The sequence below is a fragment of the Stenotrophomonas sp. P5_A8 genome, assembly GCF_056400545.1.
Genome location: NZ_JBFULB010000018.1, coordinates 1 through 25,423, shown reverse-complemented (window position 1 = coordinate 25,423; position 25,423 = coordinate 1). Strand labels below are relative to the sequence as shown.

The following is a 25,423-nucleotide window of genomic DNA, read 5'->3' as shown; positions in this document are numbered from 1 at the left end:
ATGCAGGGGTTTCGGTTCGCAGCGAGGAATTCTCGTCGTGGTGGCACTGCTTGACTCGACACGCCCACTGTCCGCAACAACCGCCGCAATGGTCGATGAGCACTTGGCCGGATTGCCTCTCGCTTACGGAGGCCTCGTACAGTGTCGGCGCAATCGGGTCCGGATGGTGCTGACGGAAACCGCGGAGCGCTCATCCAATGGATCTGCGCCCCACCACAGCCCCGGCCGCGGGAAGGCTGCTGACTTGGACAACAGCCAGGCGCTTGGTTGATCACACGGCCTATCCGGCTGCTGCCTGCACTGCACGTGATGAATTGCCCGCCTATTGTCCACTCACACACGTGGAACCGGGCGCTGCCGCCCCGGAGCGGCAGCACCTCGACCCTGACTGTTCGTCCACGTGCTAACGCTGCTGGTCGGCGACCTCGACAGACCACACCGCCTCGGCGCCGTGTCCGTAGAGAACCAGCGAGAAGCCCGCATCTCGATAAACCTCGGCCCGCGCTGCGTTCGTGGCGGGTTGTACACGTTGCGACGGCAACGACACCCTCGCACGGCTTTCGCCAGCGGGCAGGACCCAGAACGCATCATCGGCATTGCCGATAATCACCTGCACACGTCCGGCAAGATCATTCACCTGGAAATACGAGATGCCGTCGCGCTGGAATCCATACAGGCGCCACTGCGGATCCAGACTCAGGTTGGCCGCAATTGGCTGGGCCTGGCCCAGTCCGCTTCTTGCCAGATGGACCCCGTGGCCATCGGACTGGGCCATCGCCAGCATGGGAACAGCAGCCAGAATCACACTGGCCACGCCACTACCAATACGTGAAAAATGCACGTCCACCTCCTGATCATGGCCATTGAAGGACTCTCTTCGGATAGTACCTGCTGGCCCTCCCTACATCGAACGGAGAAGCCGCAATCGGCCCGTTTCACCCAAATCGCCGACCAGCTGACAACAATCAGGGCCTATGCGACGCTCAGCTGCTCACGCCGGGCCTAAAGTTGCAGATGGAGCGGCCGCTATCCCTGCCGACCCACTCGAAATCGAGCGTACGCCAAATGCCGGCTTTGTTGCAGGGCGCTTTCGACAGCGACCCCGGTGATGCCTTGCCCCAGCGGATCCTGCTGGTGGAAAACTCGCGCACGTTCACCAGCATGCTGCGCGAGGCGATCGAGCAGCGCCTGGAGCTGCCGGTGTCCGTGGCCACCAGCCTGGCCGAAGCCGGCCGCCTGCTCGACCAGGAACAGGGCTGGTTCCTGGTCCTGACCGGGCTGGTGCTGGCCGATGGCGACCGCGACAACGTGGTGGAGTTCTTCCTGTCGCGCGGGTTGCCCACCGTGGTGGTCAGCGGCGTCTACGACGAAGACCTGCGCAAGCGCGTGCTGCAACAGCAGATCATCGACTACGTGCTGAAGAACACCCCCGGCAGCGTCGACTACCTGGTATGGCTGGTGCAGCGCCTGGAACGCAACCGACGCATCGCCGCGCTGGTGGTGGACGATTCGATGTCGGCGCGGATGTACGCCGCCTCGCTGCTGCGCATGTACGGCCACGAGGTCTACGAAGCGGCCGATGGTGCCGAGGGGCTGAGGGCGATCGAGGCGCATCCGGCGATCCGGCTGGCGGTGGTCGACCAGGAAATGCCCGGCATGGAAGGCGTGGAGTTCACCCGTCGGCTGCGCACGCTGCGTTCGCGCGACAAGGTGGCGGTGATCGGCATTTCCGGCAATACCGATCCGTCGCTGATCCCGCGCTTCCTGAAGAACGGCGCCAACGACTTCCTGCGCAAGCCCTTCTCGCGCGAGGAGTTCTTCTGCCGCGTCTCGCAGAACGTGGACCAGCTGGAGTTGATCGGCACGCTGCAGGACCTGGCCACGCGCGACTTCCTGACCGGGCTGCCCAACCGGCGCAGCTTCCTGGAGCAGAGCCAGCGCCAGTTGCCGCAGCTTCACCACGACGATGCGTTGGTGGCGGTGGCGATGATCGATATCGATCACTTCAAGCACATCAACGATACCCACGGCCACGAAGCCGGCGACGATGCACTGCGCGCAGTGGCCGGCGCCGTCGCCGCGCATGCACGCGAGGAGGACCTGATCGCGCGCTTCGGCGGCGAGGAGTTCTGCCTGCTCGTGCCGGGCCTTGAGGAAGACGAAGCCCGCGGCTATTTCGAGCTGCTGCGCCAGCGCATCGCCGCGCTGGAAGTGAAGGTGGGCGGGACCACCCTGCGCATGACCGTGAGCATCGGCCTGTGCTGCCTGCGCCCGCAACACGACTCGCTGCACCGGCTGATCTCTGAAGCCGACCGGCAGCTTTACCTGGCCAAGGCCGGTGGCCGCAACCAGGTCAGCTGCACCAGCGTGGCCAGCGCCGCCCGGGAAGCGGCGCTGACGCCTTGATCGAGATCAACGCGGTGCCGCAGCCCCGCACCTAGAGTCGTTCCCAGTTGAACATCACGGGGAACGCACCATGGCACTTCTGGTCTGGCAGGACGACCTGAACATCGGCATCGACGTCATCGACCACCAGCACATGCGGATCGTGGAGATGCTCAACCACCTGCACGTGGCGCAGAGCAGTCTGCAGCGGTTGGCGGTGGCCGAGGTGATCGACGAACTGGTGGACTACACCATGTCGCACTTCGCCTTCGAAGAAGAGCTGATGGAAGAAGCCGGCTACCCGTTCTGCGCCGCGCACAAGCGCGTGCACGAAATCTTCGGCAAGCGCGTGTCCGAGTACCGGCTGCGCTTCCAGTCCGGCGAGGACGTCACCGACGAACTGCGCACCATGCTGTCGCGCTGGCTGTTCAACCACATCCGTGGCGATGACAAGGCCTATGCGCCGCAGGTCAAGCAGCACCTGAACCAGTTCGCCCGCGAGCACCAGCAGGGCAGCTGGCTGGGGCGTACGCTCAAGCGCTTCTTCCGCTGAGCGCGGCGCGTCGGCCCATCGCCAACAGGGCCAGGATGGTGACCAGGGCGGTCAGGCAGAGGTAGTAGCCCACCGCGAGCAGGCCGAAGCGTTCGGCCAGCCAGGTGGCCACATACGGTGCCGGCGCCGCACCAAGAATGCCGGCCAGGTTGAACGACAGCGACGCGCCGGTGTAGCGGACCTGCACCGGATAGATCTCGGCCAGGAAAGTGCCGCACGGGCCGTAGGTCAGCCCCATCAGGAACATGCCCAGCGACAGGAAGCCCAGCACCAGCCACGGGCTGCCGGCCAGGAACAACGGCGCGAACAGCACGCCGAAGGCCAGGATAAGACCACTGGCCACGATCATGGTGCGGCGGGTGCCCCAACGGTCACCGTACAACGCCGACAGCGGGATGCCGGCGGCGAAGAACAGCATGCTGGTCATCTGCAGCAGCAGGAAATCCGAGCGCGTGTAGTGCAGCACCGTGGTGCCATAGCCCAAGGTGAACACGGTCATCAGGTAGAACAACACGAAGGTGGCAAACGCGCCCAGCGTGCCCAGCACCAGCGCCAAGGGGTGCTCGCGGATGACCGTCCACATCGGCAGCTTGACCCGCTCGTTGCGGTCCAGCGCCGCCTGGAACTGCGGGGTCTCGTGGATGTTCAGCCGTACCCACAGGCCCACGGCCACCAGCAGCGAGCTGGCCAGGAACGGGATGCGCCAGCCCCACTGCAGGAAGTCGGCATCGCTCATCAGGCGGCCAAGCAGCAGGAAGATGCCGGCCGAAAGCAGGAAGCCCAACGGCGCGCCAAGCTGCGGGAACATGCCGTACCAGGCGCGCTTGCCGGGCGGCGCGTTCTCGGTGGCCAACAGCACCGCCCCACCCCACTCACCGCCCAGGCCCAGCCCCTGGCCGAACCGGCACAAGGCAAGCAACGCCGGCGCCAGGATGCCGATGCTGGCATGCGTGGGCAGCAGGCCGATGGCCACGGTGGACACGCCCATCGTCAACAGCGCCGCCACCAGCGTGGCCTTGCGCCCGATCCGGTCGCCGTAATGGCCGAACACCGCCGAGCCCACCGGACGCGCCACGAAGGCGACCGCGAAGGTCGCCAGCGACTGCAGCAGGGCGGCGCCATCGCTGCTCTGGGGGAAGAACAGGTGCGGGAATACCAGCACCGCCGCCGTGGCGTAGATGTAGAAGTCAAAGAACTCGATGGTGGTGCCGATCAGGCTGGCCAGCAGGATGCGGCGCGGGGAGTTGACGGCAGGTGCGGCAGGAGTCGACATCGGGCACACGGAAAAGGGCAGCTGCCGGATTCTGCCACGCCCCCGCCCCGGCGCGGGCGATGGTTGCAGACGTGACCGTCAGCCTGCGACCGCCCACGCAGCCCGTGCGACGCAGTGGAACTCCAGGCGCAGGCAGCGCTCAGAGCAGGTCGATGCCGTCAGGATGGACAGGGAATGTCGTCGTCGAGGAAGTCTTCGCCGGGCCTGCGCGGGTGCCACGAGTGCGCGATCGGGGTGGTGAGCGCTTCCGCATGACGCGCGGCCTCACTCCCGAACAGATCGTGCAGGGCATCGCCCAAACACTGCGGATGTGGCCGCCGGGCTACGTCGTCGATCCGTGCCGGTCGAGTACCGCACAGGTCGACTATTTCCAGAACGCGCTCAACGAACGCGACCGCGACCTGCTGCGCGAAGCGCTGATCCACCAGCGCCAGGATTGCTGACCCGGCTCACTCCCCCAGGTGAATCCAGGTTGCCTTGATCTCGGTGTACTTGTCGAAGGCATGCAGCGATTTGTCGCGGCCGATGCCGGACTGCTTGTAGCCGCCGAACGGCGCGGTCATGTCGCCGCCATCCCACTGGTTGACCCACACGCTGCCGGCGCGCAGCTGGCGGGCCACGCGGTGGGCGCGGCCCAGATCGCCGGTCCACAGCCCCGCAGCCAGCCCGTAGCTTGAATCGTTGGCCAGGCGCAACGCATCGGCCTCATGGTCGAAACCAAGCACGGACAACACCGGCCCGAAGATCTCCTCGCGCGCGATGGTGTGGCTGGCGTCCACCTCATCGAACACGGTGGGCTGCACGTAACTGCCGCCGGCCACCACCTCCACCCGCTTGCCACCGAGCAACAGGCGTGCGCCTTCGGCCTGGCCACGGTTGATGTAGTCCAACACATGCTCGGCGTGTGCGTTGTCCACCAGCGCGCCCATCGGCGCGTCCGGATCGAAGGGATGCCCCGGCTGCATGCGGCGCGCGTGGGCCAGCACCCGGGTGACGAATTCGTCCTGGATGGAGCGCTGTACCAGCAGCCGCGAGGCCGCCGTGCACACCTCGCCCTGGTTGTAGAAGATGCCGGTGGCCGCGGCCTGCGCCGCCTTGTCCAGATCCGGTGCGTCGGCGAACACCAGGTTGGGACTCTTGCCGCCGCATTCCAGCCAGGTGCGTTTGAGGTTGGAGCGCCCGGCGCACTGCAGCAGGCGTTTGCCCACGGCGGTGGAACCGGTGAAGGCCAGTGCGTCCACGTCCATGTGCAGGGCCAGCGGTTCGCCGGTGCGCTGGCCATGGCCGGGCAGCACGTTGAACACGCCCTCGGGCACGCCGGCCTCGGCAACCAGCGCAGCAAACCGGATCGCGCTCAACGGCGAGCGCTCGGACGGCTTGAGGATCAGCGAGTTGCCCGCCGCCAGTGCCGGGGCAATCTTCCAGCAGGCCATCAGCAACGGGAAGTTCCACGGCACGATCGCCGCCACGACGCCGATCGGCTCGCGACTGACCAGGCCCAACGTATCCAGCGCGGTCGGGGCGATCTCGCCGTACACCTTGTCGATGGCCTCGGCGGTCCAGCGCAGGCAGCGCACCGCGCCGGGCAGATCGCCCTGGCGTGCGTCGCGCACCGGCTTGCCCATGTCCAGGCTCTCCAGCAATGCCAGTTCGTCGGCGTGCTGTTCGACCAGGTCGGCCAGGCGCAGCAGCACCTGCTTGCGGTGCACCGGTGCCGCACGCGACCAGTGCCCGGCATCGAAGCTGCGCCGGGCGGCGGCGACCGCACGCTCCACGTCCGCCGCCGCGCAGTCGGCGACCTGGGCCAGCACCCGACCGTCGATCGGGCTGATGCAGGCGAACCGCGCGCCGTCGGCGGCGTCCACGTAGCGGCCATCGATGAAGGCCTGGCCGTGCACGACCAGTGCATCGGCCTGGCGCTGCCAGTCGTCGCGGGTGGGGTGGACACGCATGCAGTGCTCCAAGGGGGTGTTCGGGCTCCTTTTTATACCCGCCGTCCTCGCTGCGCATCGTGATGCATCTGCGATAAAGTCGTGATCAACCGGTTCCTGCGGAGATGCCGATGCGCCGTGCCGACACCCCGTTGTCGTCCCTGTCCCAGCAGCGCCCCGAGTCGCTGGAGGCGTTCTGGATGCCGTTCAGCGCCAACCGTCAGTTCAAGTCGGCGCCGCGCCTGCTGGTGCGCGCCGAGGGCATGTACTACCACGATGTCGACGACCGCCCGGTGCTGGACGCGGCAGCCGGGCTGTGGTGCTGCAACGCCGGCCATGCACGCCCGCGGATCGTGCAGGCGATCCAGCAGCAGGCGGCCATGCTGGACTTCGCCCCGCCGTTCCAGATGGGTACGCCGCTGCCGTTCGTGCTGGCACAGCGACTGGCTGCCCTCGCCCCGGCCCCGCTCAACCATGTGTTCTTCAGCAATTCCGGTTCCGAAGCGGTGGATACCGCGATGAAGATCGTGCTGGCCTACCACCGGCTGCGTGGCGAGGGTCAACGGACCCGCTTCATCGGCCGCGAGAAGGCTTACCACGGGGTCGGTTTCGGCGGTATGTCGATCGGCGGGCTGCCGAACAACCGAAAGACGTTCGGGCCGCTGCTGGCCGGCAGCGATTTCCTGCGCCACACCCTGGACCTGTCACGCAACGCGTTCAGTCCCGGCCTGCCCCGGCACGGTGCCGAGCTGGCCGAAGACCTGGAGCGGCTGATCGCGCTGCACGATGCTTCGACGATTGCCGCGGTGTTCGTCGAACCGATCGCCGGCTCGGCCGGGGTGATCCTGCCCGCGCCGGGCTACCTGCAGCGGCTGCGCGAAATCTGCGACCAGCACGACATCCTGCTGGTGTTCGATGAGGTCATCACCGGTTTCGGCCGGGTCGGCAACGCCTTCGCCGCACAGCGCTTCGGGGTCACCCCGGACCTGATGACGCTGGCCAAGGGGCTCACCAACGGCGCGGTGCCGATGGGCGCCACGCTGGTCTCGGACACGGTGCATGCGGCCTTCATGCAGGGCCCGCCCGCGGCGATCGAGCTGTTCCATGGCTATACCTATTCGGCCCATCCGCTGGCCTGCGCCGCCGCGCTGGCCACGCTGGACACGTATGCCGAAGACCACCTGTTCGAGCGCGCCATCGAGCTGGGCGAGTACTGGCAGTCGGCGCTGCACAGCCTGCGCGGGCTGCCGCACGTGATCGACATCCGCAACTTCGGGTTGATCGGCGCGGTGGAACTGATGCCACGCAAGGATGCCCCGGGCGCGCGCGGCTACGAGGTGTTCGAACGCTGCTTCCGCGATGGCGGCCTGCTGGTGCGCTGCACCGGCGATGTGATCGCGCTGTCGCCGCCGCTGATCATCGACAAGGCGCAGATCGACCGTATCGTGGAAATCCTGGGCGACATGATCAGCGCCACCGGCTGAGCCTGAATCGGGCGGCGACGACGGCGACCGCCGCGATCCTTACAATGGTCGGTCACGTTTCGCTCGCGTACCGGATTGCATGGACATTGTCGTCAAAGAAGAACTCAAGGCCTACATCGATCCCCTGACCCCCGACGAGCACGACGCGCTGGAGCGCAGCATCCTGGCCGAAGGCTGCCGCGATGCACTGGTGCTGTGGGGCGATGTGCTGGTGGACGGGCACAACCGGTTCGGCATCTGCCAGAAGCACGGGTTGCCGTTCCAGACCGTGCAGAACACCCGCTTCCAGTCGATGGATGATGTGCACCTGTGGATGATCGAGCAGCACCTGGGTCGGCGCAGCGTGTCCGACTTCCAGCGCGGCGTGCTGGCGCTGCGCAAGCGCGACATCCTGGCCGAGCGCCGCCGCATCGAGCAGGCCCAGCTGCAGAAGGAAAGCGACGGCGAGATCGCCGACGCCGGCCCCGAGAGCGATGAGGACAGCCCGCCGTGGGCCGCTGCGCCGAAGGTCAGCCGTGCCGACATGGCGCGCGAGGCGCGGCTGAGCAGCAGCCAGGTGACGATGATCGAGCGCATCCACAAGCAGGCCGCCCCGGAGCTGGTGGAAGCGGTCAAGACCGGCGTCATCTCGATCAGCGCGGCAGCGGCCGTGGCTGACCTGCCCGAAGCGGAGCAGCGCGCGGCGGCGGTCGGCGGCAAGGACGAGCTGAAGCAGGCCGCCAAGCGCGTGCGCGAGGCCAAGCGCAAACCGCGCAAGCCGGTGCAGGAGGTGCTGCACAGCGCCGATGACGGCATGGAGATCGCCCCCAGCCGCGAGGCGGAAATCGCTGACGCGCTCAGTGCGCTGGGCGAGGGCCCGGCCGAGCTGCGCCAGCGCGTGATCGCGCTGACGCTGGAGAACGATGCACTGCGCCAGCAGCTGGCCGCGCTGCGCAAGCAGTTGGCCGAGGCCTGAGGTAGTGCCGGCCGTTGGCCGGCAAGTTCATGAACCTTCGGTGGGGTGGGCGTGGTTGCCGGCCAGCGGCCGGCGCTACCTCTCTTCGATGGGTGGGCGTGGTTGCCGGCCAGCGGCCGGCACTACCGCTCTTCGGTGGGGTGTGCGTGGTTGCCGGCCAGCGGCCGGCACTACCGGGCGATCATGCGGGGGTGGTTAGACTGTTGGCATGACGACCATTTCGCCGCCCGACCCGCGCCGCGCCCAGCTGCGCCGTCTCAAACTGATCGCGCTGGCCATGCTGGTGGCGATGCTGGCCGGTTTCGTGGTCAGCCACTGGCAGGGCGAACGCGGCATCTGGGCCTGGGTCTCGGCGTTCTGCGAGGCGGCCGCAGTGGGCGCGCTGGCCGACTGGTTCGCGGTGGTGGCCTTGTTCCGCCGCCCGCTCRGCCTGCCGATCCCGCACACGGCGATCATTCCGCACAGCAAGGAGCGCATCGCCGACAGCCTGGCGGTGTTCGTGCGCGACCAGTTCCTGGAACCGAAAGCACTGCTGGCGCGGCTGCAGGTGTTCGACCCGGCCAGCCGGCTCGGCAGTTGGCTGGCCGATCCGGCACGCTCGAAACTGCTCGCCGACATGGCGCGCGGCTGGGCATTGCAGGCGCTGGACTTCCTCGACGAGGCCGCCGTCCGGCGCAGCATCCAGGGCTTTGTGATCCAGCAGTTGCGGCAATGGAACGCCGCGGCCACCGCCGGCGAACTGCTCGGCCTGCTCACCGCCGACAACCGCCACCAGCTCGTGCTGGACGAAGGCCTCACCCGCGTCAGCGAATGGCTGGACAACCCGTCGGTCAAGCAGCGCGCCTCCGAACTGATCGTGCGCTACCTGCAGCGCGAATGGCCCAAGCTCGCCAGCACGGTCAACTGGGTCAAACCGATCGATGAAATCGGCGACAGCCTCGCCGAACGCATGGCCCATGCGGTGCTGGAGGAGCTGCAGCAGATTCTGGCCCAGCCCGAGCACCCGCTGCGCCGGGACTATGAGGCCTGGCTGGCCGACTACATCCAGCGCCTGCGCAGCGACCCGGCGCTGGCCGACAAGATCGACCAGATCAAGCAGCAGGTGATCGACCACCCGGCCGTGCAGGACTACGTGCAGGGGCTGTGGGAACGCATCCACGCCAGCCTGCGCGCGGACCTGTCCAGCGAAGACTCGGCGCTGGCCGGTCACCTGCGCCGCAGCCTGGCCTCGGTCGGCCAGGCGTTGCAGGACGATCCCTCGCTGCGCGACGCCCTCAACCAGCATCTGATGGACGGCGCCGAACGCCTCACCAGCCGGTTGCGCGAGGGCGTCACCCAGCACATCGCGCAGACCGTCAAGGGCTGGGACGAGCGCCACCTGGTCGAACAGCTGGAACTGAGCGTCGGCCGGGACCTGCAGTTCATCCGCTTCAACGGCACCCTGGTCGGTGGCCTGATCGGCCTGCTGCTGCACGCGGTGACGGTGTGGATGCACTGGTAGCAGCGGCACCCCGGCTGACGATTTGACCGGGTGTTTTTGTGAAGTAGTTCGCGTATTCTGCCGCGCATTCCGGGCTGGAGTGGCCCACAGGGGGAATGATGCGACGGATCATCGTGACGCTGGCGCTGTGCGCGCTGGCCAGCAGTGCCCATGCCGGGCGCGTGTACAAATGCGCGGCCGGCGGCCAGACCATCTACCAGACCGAGCCCTGCCCGCCCGAGCAGGACACCGGCGTGACCCGGCCGATCACCAAGGACCCCAACCTGAGCTGGGAAGAGCGCACCCGCGCCCAGCGCGAGTTGTATGACGCGCGCCGCCGCATGCAGGCCGATGCCGGCCGCGGCCAGCCGGCGGTGCGTGGCACGGTGATCGACGGCTCGGTCGATCCGGAGCAGTGCCAGGACCTGCGCCTGCGCCGCGAGATGGGCGAGGCCTTCGGCCGCCCCGCCCCGCCGCGCATCGAGGACGAGATCAAGAGGGCGTGCGCGAAGCGGTGAGGGAGCGCACGACACCGTCAGCCTTGACGGTTGCACTTTGTATCCATATGGATACACTTTACCCCTATGGTATCGGTGCAGGCAACCGAGGCGTTCGACAGGTGGCTGCGCCGATTGCGCGACACCCGCGCCCGCGCGGTCATCGCAGAACGGATCCAGCGGCTGGCCAACGGCCTTGCCGGTGACGTCAAGACCGTCGGCGGGGGTGTCAGCGAACTTCGTGTTCACCATGGCCCGGGCTACCGCGTGTATTTCACGCGGCGTGGCAGGCAGTTGATCATCCTGTTGTGCGCCGGCGACAAGGACAGCCAAGGATCGGACATACAGAAGGCGCAACGGATTGCCGACCAGCTCTAGCGCGGAATGCCACGCTGCTCTCTCCAGGACCTACCCCATGCGCAAGCCCACACTCCTCGCTTTCGACCCTGCCGATCATCTGGTCGACGACGCCGCCATTGCGGTGTACCTGACCGAAGCGCTGGCGGCCGATGATGCCGTGCATTTCCAGGACGCGCTACAGGCGGTGACCCGCGCGCGCGGCATGTCGCAGGTTGCCGAGGCTGCTGGCCTGGGCCGCGAAAGCCTCTACAAGGCGCTGAAGCCGGGCGCACACCCGCGTTTTGACACGGTCCAGCGCGTGCTCGGCGCGTTGGGGGTGCGGCTGACCATCGAACCGCTGGAACCGCCTAGCGTTATCTGATGCTGCTCAGTCCAGTGCCGCCCGCACCGCCCCGACCAACGCGTCCATCTGCGCCGGGGTGCTGAAAATACCCGGGGTCACGCGCAGGCACGCGCCCGACGCCAGACCCTCGCGCGGAAGCACGAACACACCGGACTGGCGGACCATGCGTTCGGCGATGGCGGTGTTGTCGGCCATCGTGGTCTGGCCGTGCAGCCGGAACGAGGCAATGGCGCTGGACAGGCGCGGATCGGCCGACGCCAGCAATTGCACCCGGTCGTCATCGCGCAGCGCATCCAGCCAGCGGTTGCGCAGGTGCAGCAGCCGCGCACGCTTGTTGGCCACACCTATCCGCTGGTGCAGCTCGAGCGCGACCGGCAAGGCCATGTAGGCGGCGAAGTTGACCGTGCCGGTATGGATGCGGGTGCCGATATCGTCGTGGTCGGCCTCGCCCATGTAGGGATCGAGATCGCGCACCCGTCCGCGACGCACGTAGATCGCGCCGACACCGACCGGGGCGCCGATCCACTTGTGCAGGTTGATACCGACGAAATCCACGCCCAGCGCGCGCAGCGGCGTGTCGACCTGGCCGATCCCATGGGCGGCATCGAGTACCACCTCCACCCCGGCCGCACGCGCCAGCGCGGCGATCTCGGCCACCGGCAGCAGCATGCCGTTGCGGTGGTTGACCTGGGTGAGCAGCAACAGGCGCGTACGCGGGTGGCGGGCCAGCGCCTGCCGGTAGGCATCCACGATGCCGTYGTGGTCGAATGGCTCGGGCAGCACGATGCGCTGCACGTCCACGCCACGCCGTGCGTGCAGCCACTGCATCGCGTTGATCATGCTGTCGTAGTCGGTGTCGGTATACAGCACGCCATCGCCCGGGCCGAGCCGGTTGTAGCCACCGATCAAGGCCTGCATCGCCTCGGTCGCACCCCGGGTCAGCGCGATTTCGTCAGTGTCCACGCCCAGCGCCTGCGCCAGCTGCACCCGCGCCTGTTCAAACAGCGGTGGGAACGCCAGTCGACCGAACCAGGCGTTGCCGGCGTTCACTGTCGCGGTGGCCTGCTGGTAGGCCTGCAGCACCGGCCGCGCCATCGCGCCCCAGTAGCCGTTGTCGAGCATCACCACCTCGTCGGTGAGGTCGTACAGCGCGCGCACCTGCGCCCACCAGGCCTCGTCGCCGGCCAGTTGCGCAGGCGTGCGCCCGTCGATTGCAGGCAGCACCACCGGATCGCTCATCGATTTTCCTGCTGTGTGTGGGGACGCCAGTATGGCCACGCCGACGTGTCGAACCCATGCAGGATGCTTGCCGAACGAAATGATAATGACTATCATTCAAGCACTGGGTGTACGCCCAGCTTATCGGCCCCGAGGCCGCATGCCGTGCCTCGCCGCCTGCGCCCCACGTACATCCCCTGCTTCGATTCCGTTCCTGCCGGTGTTGCCGCCGGCAACGTGGCGTCGCGCCCAGCGCGGCCCGCAATGGATTGCATGACGCCACTTCACCCCTTTGGAATGCCTGCCATGTCTGCTGCACCTGCCTCGCCGCTGTCCCGACCGTCGCTGCTCGCCCTTGCCCTGCTCGCCGCGCTTGCCGGGCATGCGCCCAAGGCGCTGGCGGATGCCGCGCCGGCCGACGCCACCACGCTGGACACGGTCAAGGTCACTGCCGACGGCGATATCCCCACCTCATACACGGTCAAGCAGGCGCGCACCGCGACCAAGCTGGACCTGTCGCTGCGCCACACGCCGCAGTCGGTCACGGTGGTCACCCGCCAGCGCCTGGATGACATGGGCCTGTACGCGCTGTCGGACGTGATGGGCCAGGTCACCGGCGTGCATGTCTCGGTCACCGACAGCGAGCGCATCAGCTACATCTCGCGTGGCTATGCCATCAACAACTTCCAGATCGACGGCATGCTCAACACGTTCGGCGGGTCGCTCAAGACCAACACCGACAGCGTGATCTACGACCGCATCGAGGTGGTGCGCGGCGCCACCGGCCTGACCACCGGCGCCGGTGACCCGTCGGGCACGATCAACATGGTGCGCAAGCGCCCGACCAAAGACGTGGCGATGAGCGCCGGGCTCACCGTGGGCCGCTGGGGCAACCAGCGCCTGGAAGCGGACATCGGTGGCCCCATCGCGCTGGATGGACGCGTGCGTGCGCGTTTTGTCGCTGCCAAGCAGCAGAGCGATTCGTTCCGCGATGTCTACGCGCTGGACAAGGACGTGTTCTACGGCATCGTCCAGGCAGACCTCGGCGACAGCACCCTGCTGGAAGTAGGCTATGACTACCAGTCGCCCAGGACCACCGGCGTCACCTGGGGCGTGGTGCCGTACTGGGGCGCCGATGGCAAACCCGCCAACCTGCCGCGCTCGACCAACCTGTCGGCCACATGGAGCAGCTGGCCGATCGTGGAGAAAACCACCTTCGCGCGGCTGGAACAGCAGCTGGGCAACGGCTGGTCGCTCAAGGCGGCCGCCACCCAGGCCAAACGCGATACCGACGGCGATGTCTGGTACGGCGCCTCGGGCTATCCGCGCGCGGACGGCACCGGCGTGTCCGGCTTCATCTCCCACTTCGCCGAGCGCAGCCGGATGAACGTGTTCGACCTCAACGCCAGCGGCCCGTTCCAGTTGTTCGGCCGCGAGCATGAGCTGGTGGTCGGCATCGGCCAGTCGRTGCGCAAGGGCGAAGTGCCCGCCGCCGACTACGACTACAGCGGTGCCTACGGCCAGGTCCCGGACTGGCGCCACTGGACCGGCGATGTCGCCCCGCTGCCGGWGACCCGTTACGACTGGCTGTCCTCGGAAAACGAGCTCAAGCAGAAAGCCGCCTACCTGGCCGCGCGCCTGCAGCTGGCCGACCCGCTGCTGGCGGTGGTCGGTGCGCGTTACGGCAGCTGGGAAACCCGCACCTGGGCCTACACCCATGACGCGGCCGGCACGCTCACCGGCACCGCGCGCGGCGGCTACAAGCCGGACGATTCGCTCACCCCCTACCTGGGCGTGATCTACGACGTCAGCCGCGATGTCAGCGCCTATGTCAGCTACACCGACATCTTCCAGCCGCAGAACTATCGCGACCGCAACAACACCTACCTCGAGCCGGTGGTCGGCGACATGTGGGAAGCCGGTCTGAAGGGCGCGTTCTTCGGCGGTCGCCTCAACGCCTCGGCCGCGATCTTCAAGGGCGAGAAGGACAACGTAGCCGAGGTGGACGATACGGTACCGCCGGGCGCGTTGCCCGATGGCACCGATGCCTACCGCTCCACCGGCAAGGGCAACAAGGTCAAGGGCTGGGAGCTGGAAACCCAGGGCAGCATCACCGAGACCTGGAACATCTCCGGTGGCTTTGCCCATACCACCGTGCGCAACCAGGCCGGCGTGGCGCAGAACACCACCAACCCGGTCGATACCTTCCGCCTCAACACCAGCTGGCGTCCGGGCGGCGCAGACAATCGGCTGTCGCTGGGCGGCGGGGTGACCTGGCAGRGCAGGATCTACCGCAACAGCACCAAGCCCCGCGCCGATTACCTGACCAGTGGCCGCACCGAATCGGCGCTGATCACCCAGGACGCGTTCTACCTGGTCAACGTGTTCGCCGGCTATCGCTTCAACCCGAATTTCTCGGCGCAGCTCAACATCAACAACCTGCTCGACAAGAAGTACTACAGCAACGTCGGTTTCTACAACGGCGTGTACTGGGGCGAGCCGCGCAACGTGATGGTGACCCTGCGCTGGACGCTGTAACCGCTCTCCAAGGGAACGTTGCCCTGTGCAGCGACACGGCCACGGACGGCCTCCATTCCATGCATCACCGGCCGCGGCCGGTGATGTCCGTTGATCGACCCTACATTGCAGGTTCCCGTGGACAGCACGCCTGACGCCAGCTGGTTCAGCCGTTTCGGAAGTTTCTTCGCCCGCCCCTGGTTGGGGGTGCTGTCGCGATCGTTGGCCGCCATCTTCGGGGGCTATGCGCTGGCGGCAACCTGTTCGATGTTCTTCGCCGTGGCCCTGCCCATCGCGCGCGGGCAGGCGGTCCTGACCGGCATGATGGTGGCCATCGCGCTGTGCGCCTGCGCGGCACTGTGGGCCTTTGCCACCCGCACCGCGCTGCGCGCCTGGGTGGGCATCGCCCTGCCCACCGCCGCGTTCTGGATCGGCACCGCCCTGCTGAGGACTGGCGCATGAAGAACGGATTCCGCCAGTCGATGGCCTGGCTGCACACCTGGACCGGCCTGCTGGTCGGCTGGCTGCTGCTGTTGATCTTCATGGCCGGCACCGCCAGCTACTACCGCGAGGAAATCAGCCGCTGGATGCGCCCGGAACTGCCGCGCAGCACGGTGACCGGCGAGGTCGCCGCCGCGCGCGCGATCACCTTCCTGCAGCACAAGGCGCCACCGGCCGAGAGCTGGAACGTCACCCTGCCCGACCCGCGCAACCCGGCGATGCGGATGTTCTGGCGCAATCCCGAATCGATGGTCAAGCCACCGGCGGAGGGCGAGAAACGTCGCCGCCGGGGCGGCGGCCGCTTCGGCGATGCCACCGTCGACCCGGGCACCGGCGAGGAAGTGGCCGCGCGCGAAACCCGGGGCGGCGATTTCTTCTACCGCCTGCACTTCGACCTGCATTACATCCCGGTGCTGTGGGCGCGCTATCTCGTCGGGTTCTGCGCGATGTTCATGCTGGTGGCGATCATCACCGGGGTGATCACGCACAAGAAAATCTTCAAGGACTTCTTCACCTTCCGCAAGGACAAGGGCCTGCGGTCGTGGCTGGATTTCCACAACGTCAGCGCGGTGATGGCTCTGCCCTACCACGCGATGATCACCTACACCGGCATCGTCACGCTGATGTTCATGTACCTGCCGTGGGGCGTGAACGTGGCCTACCCCAAGGATGAGGATGCGTTCTTCAGCGAGGCCTTCGCGCGCCTGGCCGACATCGACACCCCGACCGAAGGCACCGCCACCGCGCTGCCGATCCAGCAGTTGTTGGACGCCGCGCGCGCCGAATGGAAGGGCGCGCAGGTCAGCGGGTTCACCCTGTACCACCCCGGTGGCGCCAACGCGGTGATCGATGTGTACCAGCGCGACGGCAAGCGCCTGTCGGTGGATACCCCGTCGCTGCGCTATGACGCGGTGAGCGGCGAACTGATCGAGGCCAGCCCGCTGTCCGGTGGCGCCACCCAGACCCGCGGGGTGATGTACGGCCTGCACCTGGCGCGCTTCGCCGATTGGGGGCTGCGCGCGCTGTTCTTCGTGTCCGGGCTGATCGGCTGCCTGATGGTGGCCAGCGGCGTGGTGCTGTGGGCGGTGAAGGAACGTCCCAAGCATGCCAAGTCCGGGAAGATCGGCTTCGGCCTGCGCCTGGTCGATGCGCTCAACATCGGCGCGGTGGCCGGCCTGCCGATCGCGTTTGCCGCCTATTTCTGGGGCAACCGGCTGCTGCCGGTACAGATGGCCGAGCGTTCCGACGCCGAAGCCAACGTATTTTTCTACGCGTGGGGCGCGGCGCTGCTGGCCGCCTTCATCTGGCCCAAGCGGTTGATGTGGGCATGGCAGCTGTACCTGGGCGCGGCGCTGTTCGCGTTGATTCCGGTGCTCAATGCGCTCACCACGCAGGCGCATCTGGGCGTGACCCTGCGCAACGGTGATTGGGTGCTGGCCGGGTTCGACCTGATGATGCTCGCCTTCGGTGCGATGCTGGCGTACTGCGGCCTGCGCATGCAGCGCTGGCAGCCGGCGTTGAGCGCGGCCGAGAAGAAGAAGCGCCAGGCCGCGGCGGCGGCGGCGGCCAAGGCCCGGGAAAGCGCGGGCGCGGAGGTCAACGCATGATGCTGCTGGCCATCACCGTGAGTTTCTCCGCGTTCACCGCGCTGTCGCTGGCGATGGACAAGCACCAGCTCGACCTGCACGGCAAGGCGGCGGCCACGCCGGCACGCATGCGCCTGTGGCGATCGCTGGGCTGGGCATTGCTGACGCTGGCGTTCGCGCTGTGCGTGTGGGACCACGGCTGGGCCGCCGGCCCGGTGGTGTGGCTGGGCGCGATGACGGTCAGCGGCATGCTGATCGCCTTTGGGCTGTACCCGTTCCGGCCGCGCTGGATCGCGCCGCTGGCGTGGGCGTTGCCGGTGGTGGGGCTGGCGGTGGCGCTGGTCGCGCGCTGACTCGTAGTGCCGGGCTGTGCCCGGTGATCGGTGTTGCGCGGACGGCAGCCAACCAACGGTCGGCTCTACGGGGTCACCCGCCGCCGGGCAGGCGTGACGGATCAGGGATCTTCACGCGGTGCCGGGCTGTGCCCGGTGATCGGTGTTGCGCGGACAGCAGCCGACCAACGGTCGGCTCTACGGGCTCACCCAGCCGCCGGGCAGGCGTGACGGATCAGGGATCTGCACGCCGTGCCGGGCTGTGGCCGGCGCAACGGGGTTACCCGGTCAGGGCACCAGGGAGAACACGTGCGCCGGTGCGGGGCGGTCATCGATGACCAGCCGGTTGCGGGCCACGCCTTCGCGCAGCGCACCGGATTTCACCGCCACCCGTTCGCTGGCCAGGTTGCCCACCGCCACGATGATTTCCACCCGCTGCAGCTGCAGCGGCCCGAACGCCTGGGCCGCCAGTGCCTGCACGACGCGCGTGGCGATGCCTTCGCCCTGCCGTGACTGCCGTACCCAGTAGCCCAGGTTGCAGAAGCGATGATCGTGCCGGATCGCGTTCAATCCGGCGCCGCCCACGAATGCGGCCGTCCGCTGGTCGAAGACGCCGTACTCGTACGCCGTCGCCGCCAGCATGCCCTCGCGGCAGGCCTGGAACCATTGCAGCGCCTGGTCGGCGCTGTAATCGACCGAGCACCACGGCATCCAACGCTGCATGCCGGCGGCCGACTCGCGCACCGCCGCAGCGAAACCGACGGCATCGACATCCTCGAAAGGACGCAGGACGAGTCCGTCGGCGTGGAKGGCGCTGTCGTCCATGGCAGCCCCGTCCATCATGCGCCGTAGCGGCGCAGTTCCCAGGCGCGATGGATGCGCGGGTTGCGTTCGAAATCCTCGCCGATGGTGTCGGCGGAGATCTCCTTGCACTCGGCGAATTCCTTGATCGCTTCTTCGTCCAGCTTGAAGCGGCGGAAGTTGTTGGAGAAGTACAGCACGCCCTCCGGACTCAACCGCGCCACGGCCGCACGCAGCAGGCGCACGTGCTCGCGCTGCACGTCGAAATCTTCGGCACGCGCGGAATTGGAGAAGGTCGGCGGATCGCAGAAAATCACGTCGAAGCGATGGCGCTCGGCTTCCAGCCAGGCCAGTGCATCGGCCTGGATCAGCTGGTGCGCGCTGCCGCCCTTGCCATTGAGTGCCAGGTTGTCGGCACACCACTGCAGGTAGGTGCCGGACAGGTCCACGCTGGTGGTCGAGGCGGCACCGGCCACCGCGGCCTGCACGCTGGCCACGCCGGTATAGCAGAACAGGTTGAGGAAGCGCTTGCCGATCGCCTCCTGGGCCATGTGCCAGCGCAGCGGGCGATGGTCCAGGAACAGGCCGGTGTCGAGGTAGTCGAACAGGTTCACGCGCAGCAGCGCATCGTTCTCACGGACCAGCACGAACTCGCCGCGCTGTTCGAAACGACCGTACTTGCTGCCGCCCTTGCCGCGTTCGCGCGATTTCAGCGCGACCTGCTCGGCAGGCACCTGGAACACCTCGCGCGCGGCCGACAGCAGCTCGTTGCGACGGCGGCGCACGTCCACGTCGGGGATGGTCGCCGGGGCGGCGTATTCCTGCACGTGCAGGAAGGTGCGGCCCGCGCCGGCATCTTCTTCATACACGTCGATGGCGGCCGCGTACTCAGGCAGGTCGGCGTCGTAGACGCGGTAGCAGGTGATGGCCTCGCGGGCGCGCCAGTTCTTGAACTTCTTGATGTTCTTGCGCAGGCGGTTGGCCACCATCTGCGCGCCTTCGCTGAGCTCACGCGGCTGGCTGGCGTTTTCGCGCTGCGGCACGGCGATCGGGTCGCAGACGATCAGCGCGCACTCGATGGCGCCATTGAACAGCTGGTATTTCTTGCTGGCGCGCAGGCCGGTGGCGAAGGCCAGGTCGGCACTGCCGCACAGCAGGCTGGCGCGCCACTGCGGCACCGCGCGCTTGAGCGCATCGCCCAGCCGGCGGTACAGCACCGCATCGGCGGCCAGGCGCTCGTCGTAGGGCGGGTTGCAGACCACGCAGCCGGTTTCCTGCGGCGGCACCTGCACGTCGGTGATGTCACGCACGCCGAACCAGATCGCATGGGCAACGCCGGCGGTTTCCGCGTTTTCCTTGGCGGCGCGGATCGCATGCGGGTCGATGTCACTGCCGTGGATGACCTGCTTGAGCGCGGTGCGGCCGGCGGTTTCGCGCTCGCGCGCCGCGGCCATCAGGGTGTTCCAGGCATCGCGGTCGAAGCCCAGCCAGCGGCTCGGCGGAATGCTGCCGTGGCGCTGCAGGCCCGGGGCGACGTCGGCGGCCATCAGCGCGCCTTCGATCAGCAGCGTGCCGCTGCCGCACATCGGGTCGAGCAGGCCGCCGCCTTCACGGTGGATCTTCGGCCAGTTGGCGCGCAGCAGCACGGCCGCGGCCAGGTTTTCCTTCAGCGGCGCTTCGTTCTGCGCCATGCGCCAGCCACGGCGGTGCATCGGGCCGCCGCCCAGGTCGATGGAGATGGTGGCCCGGCCTTTGCGCAGCGACAGGTTGATGCGCACGTCGGGGAACTCGGTGTTCACCGATGGACGCTCCAGGCCCTGCGACCGCAGGCTGTCGACCACGCCGTCCTTGACCCGCTGCGCGGCGAAGCGCGCATGGGTGATCTCGGTACCGGACACGTGCGCGTCCACCGACAGGGTCAGCTCGGGGCTGATGTGCTTTTCCCACGCCATCGCCGCCACGCCCTGGTACAGCGAACCTTCGTCGGGGCAGTCGAACTCGGTCAGCGGCCACAGTACGCGGCTGGCCAGGCGCGACCACAGCACGACCTGCAGCGCCTGCGGCAGCTCGCCCTCGGCATTCACACCGGAAATGGTGGCGGTGGCCTTCTCCAGGCCAAGCGCCAGCAGTTCGTCGGCGAGCAGGTACTCCAGGCCCTTGGCGCAGGAAACAAAGAATTTCACGGAATCGGTATCGCAGGTCAGCGGAAAGGGGGTGCCCACGGGCACGGCAAGCAGTCCGGCGCGAGGGCCGGGATGGGCATTGTACGTGAGGCGGCCGGGAACGCCTTGCCAGGGGAGTGCCGGCCGCTGGCCGGCTCGCCACGATCTCCCAGCACCCCGGCCCTTACGCCCTCAAAGCGACAGCAGCAGTTCCTCGAACGCCTTCGCCGAGGCCGCGACGTGGTTGTTCAACCGGTGCCCGTCATCCACCAGCAGCAGCCGCGCCGAGCGCGCCTGTGCCCAGGCGATGACCTGTGCCGGCGGAATCAGCTCGTCGTGCCAGGCGTGGACCACGCTGGTGGGCACGCGGGCGGCGTCCAGCGGCGGCATCGGGCCCATCGTGGTGGGCGGCACCATCAGGAACAGGCCGGCGGTGGGCACCTGCAACGAGGCGATCGCCGCGATGTAGGCGCCCAGGCTGGAACCGGCCAGCACCACCGGGCCGCGCTCGGCGGCCGTGGCGGCCCGACCGAGCAGGCGCTGCAGGCGGGCGCGCACGTCACCGACGCTGCTGACCTCGCGCATGCCATCCAGGTCGGTGTAGTCCGGGCGTTCGTGGGTCCATCCCAGGCGCTGGGCGACCTCGGCCAGCGCGGTCACCTTGGTGGCGTCCGGGCCGCTTTCAAAGCCGTGGGAAAGGATGCAGTGGCCGCGGCTCATGCGCGCACCGGGTGGGATTCGATGTAGGCAGTCATGCCCTGAATGCTAGCATCGGCGCATGCCCCAGCGCGTCCCACCCCTGATCGATCTGCAGCCCCTGCCCTACCAGGATCGCCTGGCCGCGCGTGCGCCGGAACAGGTTGATCTGGTGGTGATCCACTGCACCGAACTTCCGGATCTGGCAATGGCGCGCGACTACGGCGAGCGCGTGCTGTACGCCAGTGGCAGCGGCAACAGCGGCCACTTCTACATCGACCGCGATGGCCGCATCGTGCAGTACGTGGCGCTGGACCGCGTAGCGCACCACGTCAGCGGCTACAACCCGCGCTCGATCGGTATCGAACTGGTCAACCGCGGCCGCTACCCGCACTGGCTGGACTCGCGCCACCAGGCCATGGACGAGCCCTACACCGACGCGCAGATCGCCGCACTGATCGACCTGCTGCATTACCTGTGCGATGCCCTGCCCGGCCTGCGGCACATCGCCGGCCACGAGTGGCTGGATACGCGCGAAGAAGTGGCCAGCGACGACCCGGAACGGCGCGTGCCGCGCAAGCGCGACCCCGGTCCGCTGTTCCCCTGGCCGCGGGTGCTGGCGGCCGCGCCGCTGCGCGAACTGCGCGGCTGAGCGCGTCGGGCCACGCCCCCCTCGGACGGTCCGGGGTGTCAGGCGCCGGTCGCGACCGGACGGGTGGAATCGCTGACCCAGCCGCTCCACGAATCGGCATACAGGCGCGCGCCGGCCAGGCCCGCCACTTCCATCGCCAGCAGCAAGTGGCAGGCGGTGACGCCCGAACCACACATCAGCACCACCTGCTCGGGCGGGTGCGTGCCGATCACCGGCTGCAACGCCGCGCGCAGATCCGCGGCGGTGCGCAGGCGTCCGTCATGCACGTTGAGCGCGAACGGACGATTGACTGCGCCCGGCACATGCCCGGCGACCGGGTCCAGCGGTTCCACTTCGCCGCGGAAGCGTTCGCCCGCGCGCGCGTCGAGCAACCAGCCCGGCGCGTGCTTCAGACGCGCGGCGACTTCGCCGACCGAGGCGATCTGGTCGCGATCGAACCGGCCCGGATAGGTCGGCACGGGGGCGACGACGGGAATGTCGGTGGTCACCGCCAGGCCGGCGGCCTGCCACCCGGCCAGGCCGCCGTCGAGCACCGCCACCCGGCGGTGCCCGATCAGGCGCAGCAGCCACCACAGCCGTGCGGCGGCCATGCTGCCGTCAGCGGCGTCGTAGACCACCACCTGGGTATCGGCGGCGATGCCCCAACGGCCCAGCGTGGCGGCGAACACGGCCTCGTCCGGCAGCGGGTGGCGGCCGTGACCGACCTTGCCCATGTCGGCCAGGTCGCGATTGAGGTCGGCATGCAGCGCACCGGGGATATGTCCCTGCGCGTAGGCCTGCGCGCCGGACTGCGGATCGGCCAGCGCGAACCGCGCGTCGACCACGCGAATCGCGGTGCTGGCGGTGGCGCGTGCGTCGATCACGCGGGTGTGCTCCTGCCCCAGCACGGCGTTGAGGCTGGCCACATCGACCACGGTGGTCCAGGCAGGGATGTCGGCATTCATGGGGTCTGCTCCAGGCGGCGACGCAGGTTGTAGAGGATGGCGGCGGTGGCACCCCAGATGCGCTGCCCTGGCCAGCCATATTCCAGGACGTGGCGGATGCGCCCGCGGTGTTCGATCTCGATCTGGTGCAGGTTGGCCGGCTCCATCAGATAGGCCAGCGGCACTTCGAATACGTCGGCGACCTCCTCCGGTTGCGGCACCGCCACGAAGGCAGGATCGATCACCGCCACCACCGGCATCACCCGGTAACCGGTGATGGTCACGAACGGATCCAGGTAACCCAGCACCTGTACCTGTTCGGGCGGCAGCGCGATTTCTTCCTGGCTCTCGCGCAGCGCCGCAGCCACTGCATCGCGATCGTCCGGCTCGGTGCGCCCCCCGGGAAAACCGACCTGCCCGCCGTGATGGCGCAGGGTTTCGGTGCGGCGGGTGAGGATCACCTGCGCACCGCCGGCCCGCGGCACGATGCCGGCCAGTACCGCCGCCTCGACCGGCGGGCCGGGCGGCAACAGGTCGATCAGTTCGCTGCGGTTCCAGCCATCGCCGGTGGGCGGCTGGTCGAGTGGATGCAGCGCGCGCAGCAGGCGCTCGTGTTCCACCGGCGAGCCACGCAGTGCCTGCCGCAACTGCTCGCGCAGCGGCAGCGTGTGCTGCATGACGTGGTTCTGTTCGTATCGGCTCATGGTTGACCAGCGGGTGATTTCATCCACGCTGCGCAGGCAGCCCTGGCAGTAACCGGCGCGATCCAGTGCGCACAGACCGATGCAGGGCGTGGGTATGGCATGGGTGGAATGTTCGCAGATAGTCACCGGACAACAGTAACGCCATTGGACGCGGATGCGGCGGTACCCGTTTATGCCGGAAACAAAAACGCGCCGGTAGAAACTACCGGCGCGCTGGGGTGTAACGCTGTTCTTACTTGACGCTGATCAGCTTGATTTCGAACTGCACGGCCACGTTCGGCGGGAACGGGGTACGCGGGTCGGCACCGTAGGCCTGTTCCGGCGGCAGGGTGACTTCCCACTTCGAGCCGGCCGGCATCTGCAGCAGCACTTCGCGCATGGCCTTCATTTCGACTTCGCTGACCTTGATCGACGGAATCTGCTGCGCCGGGCGGGCATCGGCCGGACGGGTGCCGTACGGATACGGACCGGCGACTTCCAGCTGCACGGTGCTGGCCTGGGTCGGCTTGGCGCCCTTGCCGGCTTCGATCACGCGGTACTGCACGCCGCTCGGCAGCGCCTGAACGCCGGCCTTGGCCTTGTTGGTGGCCAGGAACTGGGTGCTCTTGGTCTTGTTCTCGGCGGCAGCCTTCTCGTACTCGGCCTTGGCGGCCTGGGCACGGCCCTGCTCGCGCTTCTGGAAGGCTTCGACGGCGGGCTTCAACTGCTCGGCCGTGATCGACGGCTGCTTCTTGGCGTAGGCATCCTGCAGGCCCTTCACCACCGAGTTGATGTCCAGCTGCTCGCCGCGTGCGGTGAGTTCAGCCAGGTTGTTACCGTAGTCGTAACCGAAGTAATAGCTCAGCTTGCCCTTTTCGGACGAGGTGTCCTGGGCGAAGGCATTGCCCGTCAGGGCCAGGGCCGCGACGGCGACCGCGATAGAACGCAACTTCATCAAACTTTTCTCCAGGGGTGGTAACTCAGGACGCGTTGGGCCGCCCTGAGGCGACGGGTTAGGATAGCCGCCGCAACGTTGATTCGCCACTAACGACGCAGGCTCTGACCTGACTTCGTTTCAAGAGTTCAACATCACTTTTTTTTAACGTTTTTCAGGAGCCCCGCCGTGGCCGACACCCCCATCGCCCCCGATCCTGTCCACGTTGCCGATGCCGGCGCCGTCCGCACCGTGACGGTAAACCGGCCGGACAAGCTCAATGCCCTCGATCGGGCCACGCTGCAAGGCCTGGACGCCGCATTCGCCGCTGCCGCCGCCGACCCCGAAGTGCGCGTGGTGGTGCTGACCGGCGCCGGCCCGAAGGCCTTCGTGGCCGGTGCCGACATCGCCGAAATGARCGGACTGAGCCCGGTTCAGGGACGTGACTTCTCCTTGCTGGGCCAACAATTGATGCGCCGCATCGAGCGCATGCCCAAGCCGGTGATCGCCCGGATCAACGGTTTTGCGCTGGGCGGGGGCCTGGAACTGGCCATGGCCTGCCACCTGCGCATCGCCGTCGAAACCGCCAAGGTGGGCCAGCCGGAGATCAATCTGGGGCTGATTCCCGGCTTCGGCGGCAGCCAGCGCCTGCTGCGCCTGTGCGGCCGCGCCGCCGCGCTGGAACTGTGCCTGCTGGGCAGCCCGATCAACGCCGCGCGCGCCCTGCAGTTGGGCATCGTCAATGAAGTGGTCGGCGTGGAGGCATTGGACGCGCGCGTGGACGCAGTGGCGTCGCAATTGGCCACGGCCGCGCCGCTGGCGCTGCGCGGCATTCTTGACGCGATCCACGTCGGCGGCGAATGCGCGCTGGGCGAAGGGCTCGAATACGAGAGCGCGCAGTTTGGTTTGATGTTCGCCACCGAAGACATGCGCGAAGGCACCTCGGCGTTCCTTGCCCGGCGCCCGCCGGTGTTCCAGAACCGCTGAACCATGCCGCACGCCGATCCCACCCTGCCCGCGCGCCTGCTGCAACTGGTGCTCGATGGCGACCTCGACGCCGCGCTCGACGCCGGGCTGATGGACTACGTTCCGCAGCACGGTGACGCCGACCTGCTGCCCGGACACCCCGAGTTGGCTGCGCGCCTGCTGCAGACCCA

The 25,423-nt window shown here is 67.9% G+C and carries 25 protein-coding genes; 15 read left to right on the top strand and 10 right to left on the bottom strand.

From position 1 onward, the window contains the following. Positions 1–403 precede the first annotated feature (403 nt). A complete protein-coding gene (locus AC1DQP_RS02720) occupies positions 404–841 on the bottom strand; it encodes a hypothetical protein (RefSeq protein WP_256777255.1) in 438 nt (145 codons plus the stop codon). Between the two features lie 224 nt (positions 842–1,065). Here AC1DQP_RS02720 and AC1DQP_RS02715 point away from each other — a divergent pair, with 224 nt between their 5' ends. Both AC1DQP_RS02715 and AC1DQP_RS02710 read left to right on the top strand, forming a co-directional pair. Then, positions 1,066–2,406, top strand: a complete 1,341-nt coding sequence (locus tag AC1DQP_RS02715) for a diguanylate cyclase (RefSeq protein ID WP_457317986.1) — start codon at positions 1,066–1,068, stop codon at positions 2,404–2,406. Positions 2,407–2,476: 70 nt separating this feature from the next. Then, complete coding sequence (locus AC1DQP_RS02710) at positions 2,477–2,938, top strand: bacteriohemerythrin (protein WP_256777257.1); 462 nt, start codon at positions 2,477–2,479, stop codon at positions 2,936–2,938. Here the strand turns inward: AC1DQP_RS02710 and AC1DQP_RS02705 are convergent. Next, entirely contained in the window at positions 2,919–4,211 is a 1,293-nt protein-coding gene (locus AC1DQP_RS02705) for an MFS transporter (protein WP_256777258.1), read from the bottom strand. The genes AC1DQP_RS02710 and AC1DQP_RS02705 overlap by 20 nt on opposite strands. A 251-nt stretch (positions 4,212–4,462) precedes the next feature. On the opposite strand from AC1DQP_RS02705, the gene AC1DQP_RS02700 reads away from it, so the two are divergent. Then, a complete protein-coding gene (locus tag AC1DQP_RS02700) occupies positions 4,463–4,654 on the top strand; it encodes a hypothetical protein (protein WP_457317988.1) in 192 nt (63 codons plus the stop codon). Positions 4,655–4,660: 6 nt separating this feature from the next. On the opposite strand, the gene AC1DQP_RS02695 is transcribed toward AC1DQP_RS02700, so the two are convergent. Further along, a complete protein-coding gene (locus tag AC1DQP_RS02695; protein WP_457317989.1) occupies positions 4,661–6,163 on the bottom strand; it encodes an aldehyde dehydrogenase in 1,503 nt (500 codons plus the stop codon). Positions 6,164–6,273: 110 nt separating this feature from the next. Here AC1DQP_RS02695 and aptA point away from each other — a divergent pair, with 110 nt between their 5' ends. The 6 genes from aptA (at position 6,274) to AC1DQP_RS02665 (ending at position 11,279) form a co-directional block, all read left to right on the top strand. After that, a complete protein-coding gene (gene aptA / locus AC1DQP_RS02690) occupies positions 6,274–7,626 on the top strand; it encodes an omega-aminotransferase AptA (RefSeq protein ID WP_478051054.1) in 1,353 nt (450 codons plus the stop codon). Between the two features lie 79 nt (positions 7,627–7,705). Continuing rightward, complete coding sequence (locus AC1DQP_RS02685) at positions 7,706–8,581, top strand: ParB N-terminal domain-containing protein (RefSeq protein ID WP_457317991.1); 876 nt, start codon at positions 7,706–7,708, stop codon at positions 8,579–8,581. Between the two features lie 208 nt (positions 8,582–8,789). Further along, positions 8,790–10,082, top strand: a complete 1,293-nt coding sequence (locus tag AC1DQP_RS02680) for a DUF445 domain-containing protein (RefSeq protein ID WP_478051053.1) — start codon at positions 8,790–8,792, stop codon at positions 10,080–10,082. 98 nt (positions 10,083–10,180) lie between these two features. Further along, a complete protein-coding gene (locus AC1DQP_RS02675) occupies positions 10,181–10,579 on the top strand; it encodes a DUF4124 domain-containing protein (RefSeq protein WP_457317993.1) in 399 nt (132 codons plus the stop codon). A 66-nt stretch (positions 10,580–10,645) separates the two neighbouring features. Further along, entirely contained in the window at positions 10,646–10,936 is a 291-nt protein-coding gene (locus AC1DQP_RS02670; RefSeq protein WP_457317994.1) for a type II toxin-antitoxin system RelE/ParE family toxin, read from the top strand. A 37-nt stretch (positions 10,937–10,973) separates the two neighbouring features. Further along, positions 10,974–11,279: an addiction module antidote protein gene (locus tag AC1DQP_RS02665; protein WP_256777266.1), complete on the top strand. Its 306-nt coding sequence runs from the start codon at positions 10,974–10,976 to the stop codon at positions 11,277–11,279. 6 nt (positions 11,280–11,285) lie between these two features. Here AC1DQP_RS02665 and AC1DQP_RS02660 read toward each other — a convergent pair whose 3' ends face one another. Then, the gene (locus AC1DQP_RS02660) at positions 11,286–12,500 is read right to left on the bottom strand and encodes an aminotransferase class V-fold PLP-dependent enzyme (RefSeq protein WP_478051052.1); all 1,215 of its coding nucleotides are present in this window, start codon (positions 12,498–12,500) and stop codon (positions 11,286–11,288) included. A 285-nt stretch (positions 12,501–12,785) separates the two neighbouring features. On the opposite strand from AC1DQP_RS02660, the gene AC1DQP_RS02655 reads away from it, so the two are divergent. The 4 genes from AC1DQP_RS02655 to AC1DQP_RS02640 all read left to right on the top strand — a co-directional run bounded on the left by AC1DQP_RS02655 (position 12,786) and on the right by AC1DQP_RS02640 (position 17,436). Next, a complete protein-coding gene (locus AC1DQP_RS02655) occupies positions 12,786–15,017 on the top strand; it encodes a TonB-dependent siderophore receptor (RefSeq protein WP_478051051.1) in 2,232 nt (743 codons plus the stop codon). A gap of 117 nt (positions 15,018–15,134) precedes the next feature. Beyond that, positions 15,135–15,458 carry a DUF3649 domain-containing protein gene (locus AC1DQP_RS02650; RefSeq protein ID WP_457317997.1) on the top strand — a complete coding sequence of 108 codons (324 nt, stop codon included), beginning with the start codon at positions 15,135–15,137 and terminating at the stop codon, positions 15,456–15,458. Beyond that, positions 15,455–17,104: a PepSY-associated TM helix domain-containing protein gene (locus AC1DQP_RS02645; RefSeq protein WP_478051050.1), complete on the top strand. Its 1,650-nt coding sequence runs from the start codon at positions 15,455–15,457 to the stop codon at positions 17,102–17,104. The genes AC1DQP_RS02650 and AC1DQP_RS02645 overlap by 4 nt, the downstream gene beginning before the upstream one ends. Next, positions 17,101–17,436 carry a DUF3325 domain-containing protein gene (locus AC1DQP_RS02640; RefSeq protein WP_457318969.1) on the top strand — a complete coding sequence of 112 codons (336 nt, stop codon included), beginning with the start codon at positions 17,101–17,103 and terminating at the stop codon, positions 17,434–17,436. Before AC1DQP_RS02645 ends, AC1DQP_RS02640 begins: the two co-directional genes overlap by 4 nt. Positions 17,437–17,703: 267 nt before the next feature. Here AC1DQP_RS02640 and AC1DQP_RS02635 read toward each other — a convergent pair whose 3' ends face one another. The 3 genes from AC1DQP_RS02635 to AC1DQP_RS02625 all read right to left on the bottom strand — a co-directional run bounded on the left by AC1DQP_RS02635 (position 17,704) and on the right by AC1DQP_RS02625 (position 21,098). After that, positions 17,704–18,240, bottom strand: coding sequence for a GNAT family N-acetyltransferase (locus AC1DQP_RS02635; RefSeq protein ID WP_478051049.1), 537 nt, complete (start codon positions 18,238–18,240; stop codon positions 17,704–17,706). 14 nt (positions 18,241–18,254) lie between these two features. Next, positions 18,255–20,399, bottom strand: coding sequence for a bifunctional 23S rRNA (guanine(2069)-N(7))-methyltransferase RlmK/23S rRNA (guanine(2445)-N(2))-methyltransferase RlmL (gene rlmKL, locus AC1DQP_RS02630; protein WP_457318967.1), 2,145 nt, complete (start codon positions 20,397–20,399; stop codon positions 18,255–18,257). Between the two features lie 171 nt (positions 20,400–20,570). Beyond that, complete coding sequence (locus tag AC1DQP_RS02625; RefSeq protein WP_457318966.1) at positions 20,571–21,098, bottom strand: hypothetical protein; 528 nt, start codon at positions 21,096–21,098, stop codon at positions 20,571–20,573. A 58-nt stretch (positions 21,099–21,156) separates the two neighbouring features. On the opposite strand from AC1DQP_RS02625, the gene AC1DQP_RS02620 reads away from it, so the two are divergent. Then, positions 21,157–21,726 carry an N-acetylmuramoyl-L-alanine amidase gene (locus AC1DQP_RS02620; protein ID WP_256777275.1) on the top strand — a complete coding sequence of 190 codons (570 nt, stop codon included), beginning with the start codon at positions 21,157–21,159 and terminating at the stop codon, positions 21,724–21,726. A 38-nt stretch (positions 21,727–21,764) separates the two neighbouring features. On the opposite strand, the gene AC1DQP_RS02615 is transcribed toward AC1DQP_RS02620, so the two are convergent. From AC1DQP_RS02615 to AC1DQP_RS02605, 3 genes are all read right to left on the bottom strand, one after another. Further along, the gene (locus AC1DQP_RS02615) at positions 21,765–22,670 is read right to left on the bottom strand and encodes a sulfurtransferase (protein WP_457318965.1); all 906 of its coding nucleotides are present in this window, start codon (positions 22,668–22,670) and stop codon (positions 21,765–21,767) included. Next, positions 22,667–23,479: a CoA pyrophosphatase gene (locus tag AC1DQP_RS02610; RefSeq protein ID WP_256777277.1), complete on the bottom strand. Its 813-nt coding sequence runs from the start codon at positions 23,477–23,479 to the stop codon at positions 22,667–22,669. Before AC1DQP_RS02610 ends, AC1DQP_RS02615 begins: the two co-directional genes overlap by 4 nt. 106 nt (positions 23,480–23,585) lie before the next feature. Continuing rightward, on the bottom strand, positions 23,586–24,287 hold the full coding sequence (locus AC1DQP_RS02605; protein WP_256777278.1) for an FKBP-type peptidyl-prolyl cis-trans isomerase N-terminal domain-containing protein: 702 nt from the start codon (positions 24,285–24,287) through the stop codon (positions 23,586–23,588). 183 nt (positions 24,288–24,470) lie between these two features. Here AC1DQP_RS02605 and AC1DQP_RS02600 point away from each other — a divergent pair, with 183 nt between their 5' ends. Then, complete coding sequence (locus AC1DQP_RS02600) at positions 24,471–25,253, top strand: enoyl-CoA hydratase/isomerase family protein (protein WP_478051055.1); 783 nt, start codon at positions 24,471–24,473, stop codon at positions 25,251–25,253. The last annotated feature ends 170 nt before the right edge of the window (positions 25,254–25,423 follow it).

Excerpts from the sequence above, each read along its gene's own strand:
- AC1DQP_RS02620 (WP_256777275.1), top strand. The coding sequence starts at position 21,157 with ATGCCCCAGCGCGTCCCACCCCTGATCGATCTGCAGCCCCTGCCCTAC.
- AC1DQP_RS02615 (WP_457318965.1), bottom strand. The coding sequence starts at position 22,670 with ATGAATGCCGACATCCCTGCCTGGACCACCGTGGTCGATGTGGCCAGC.
- AC1DQP_RS02700 (WP_457317988.1), top strand. The coding sequence starts at position 4,463 with ATGACGCGCGGCCTCACTCCCGAACAGATCGTGCAGGGCATCGCCCAA.
- AC1DQP_RS02715 (WP_457317986.1), top strand. The coding sequence starts at position 1,066 with ATGCCGGCTTTGTTGCAGGGCGCTTTCGACAGCGACCCCGGTGATGCC.
- AC1DQP_RS02675 (WP_457317993.1), top strand. The coding sequence starts at position 10,181 with ATGCGACGGATCATCGTGACGCTGGCGCTGTGCGCGCTGGCCAGCAGT.
- AC1DQP_RS02625 (WP_457318966.1), bottom strand. The coding sequence starts at position 21,098 with ATGAGCCGCGGCCACTGCATCCTTTCCCACGGCTTTGAAAGCGGCCCG.
- AC1DQP_RS02685 (WP_457317991.1), top strand. The coding sequence starts at position 7,706 with ATGGACATTGTCGTCAAAGAAGAACTCAAGGCCTACATCGATCCCCTG.
- aptA (WP_478051054.1), top strand. The coding sequence starts at position 6,274 with ATGCGCCGTGCCGACACCCCGTTGTCGTCCCTGTCCCAGCAGCGCCCC.
- AC1DQP_RS02645 (WP_478051050.1), top strand. The coding sequence starts at position 15,455 with ATGAAGAACGGATTCCGCCAGTCGATGGCCTGGCTGCACACCTGGACC.
- AC1DQP_RS02695 (WP_457317989.1), bottom strand. The coding sequence starts at position 6,163 with ATGCGTGTCCACCCCACCCGCGACGACTGGCAGCGCCAGGCCGATGCA.
- AC1DQP_RS02705 (WP_256777258.1), bottom strand. The coding sequence starts at position 4,211 with ATGTCGACTCCTGCCGCACCTGCCGTCAACTCCCCGCGCCGCATCCTG.
- AC1DQP_RS02605 (WP_256777278.1), bottom strand. The coding sequence starts at position 24,287 with ATGAAGTTGCGTTCTATCGCGGTCGCCGTCGCGGCCCTGGCCCTGACG.
- AC1DQP_RS02710 (WP_256777257.1), top strand. The coding sequence starts at position 2,477 with ATGGCACTTCTGGTCTGGCAGGACGACCTGAACATCGGCATCGACGTC.
- AC1DQP_RS02665 (WP_256777266.1), top strand. The coding sequence starts at position 10,974 with ATGCGCAAGCCCACACTCCTCGCTTTCGACCCTGCCGATCATCTGGTC.
- AC1DQP_RS02640 (WP_457318969.1), top strand. The coding sequence starts at position 17,101 with ATGATGCTGCTGGCCATCACCGTGAGTTTCTCCGCGTTCACCGCGCTG.
- AC1DQP_RS02670 (WP_457317994.1), top strand. The coding sequence starts at position 10,646 with ATGGTATCGGTGCAGGCAACCGAGGCGTTCGACAGGTGGCTGCGCCGA.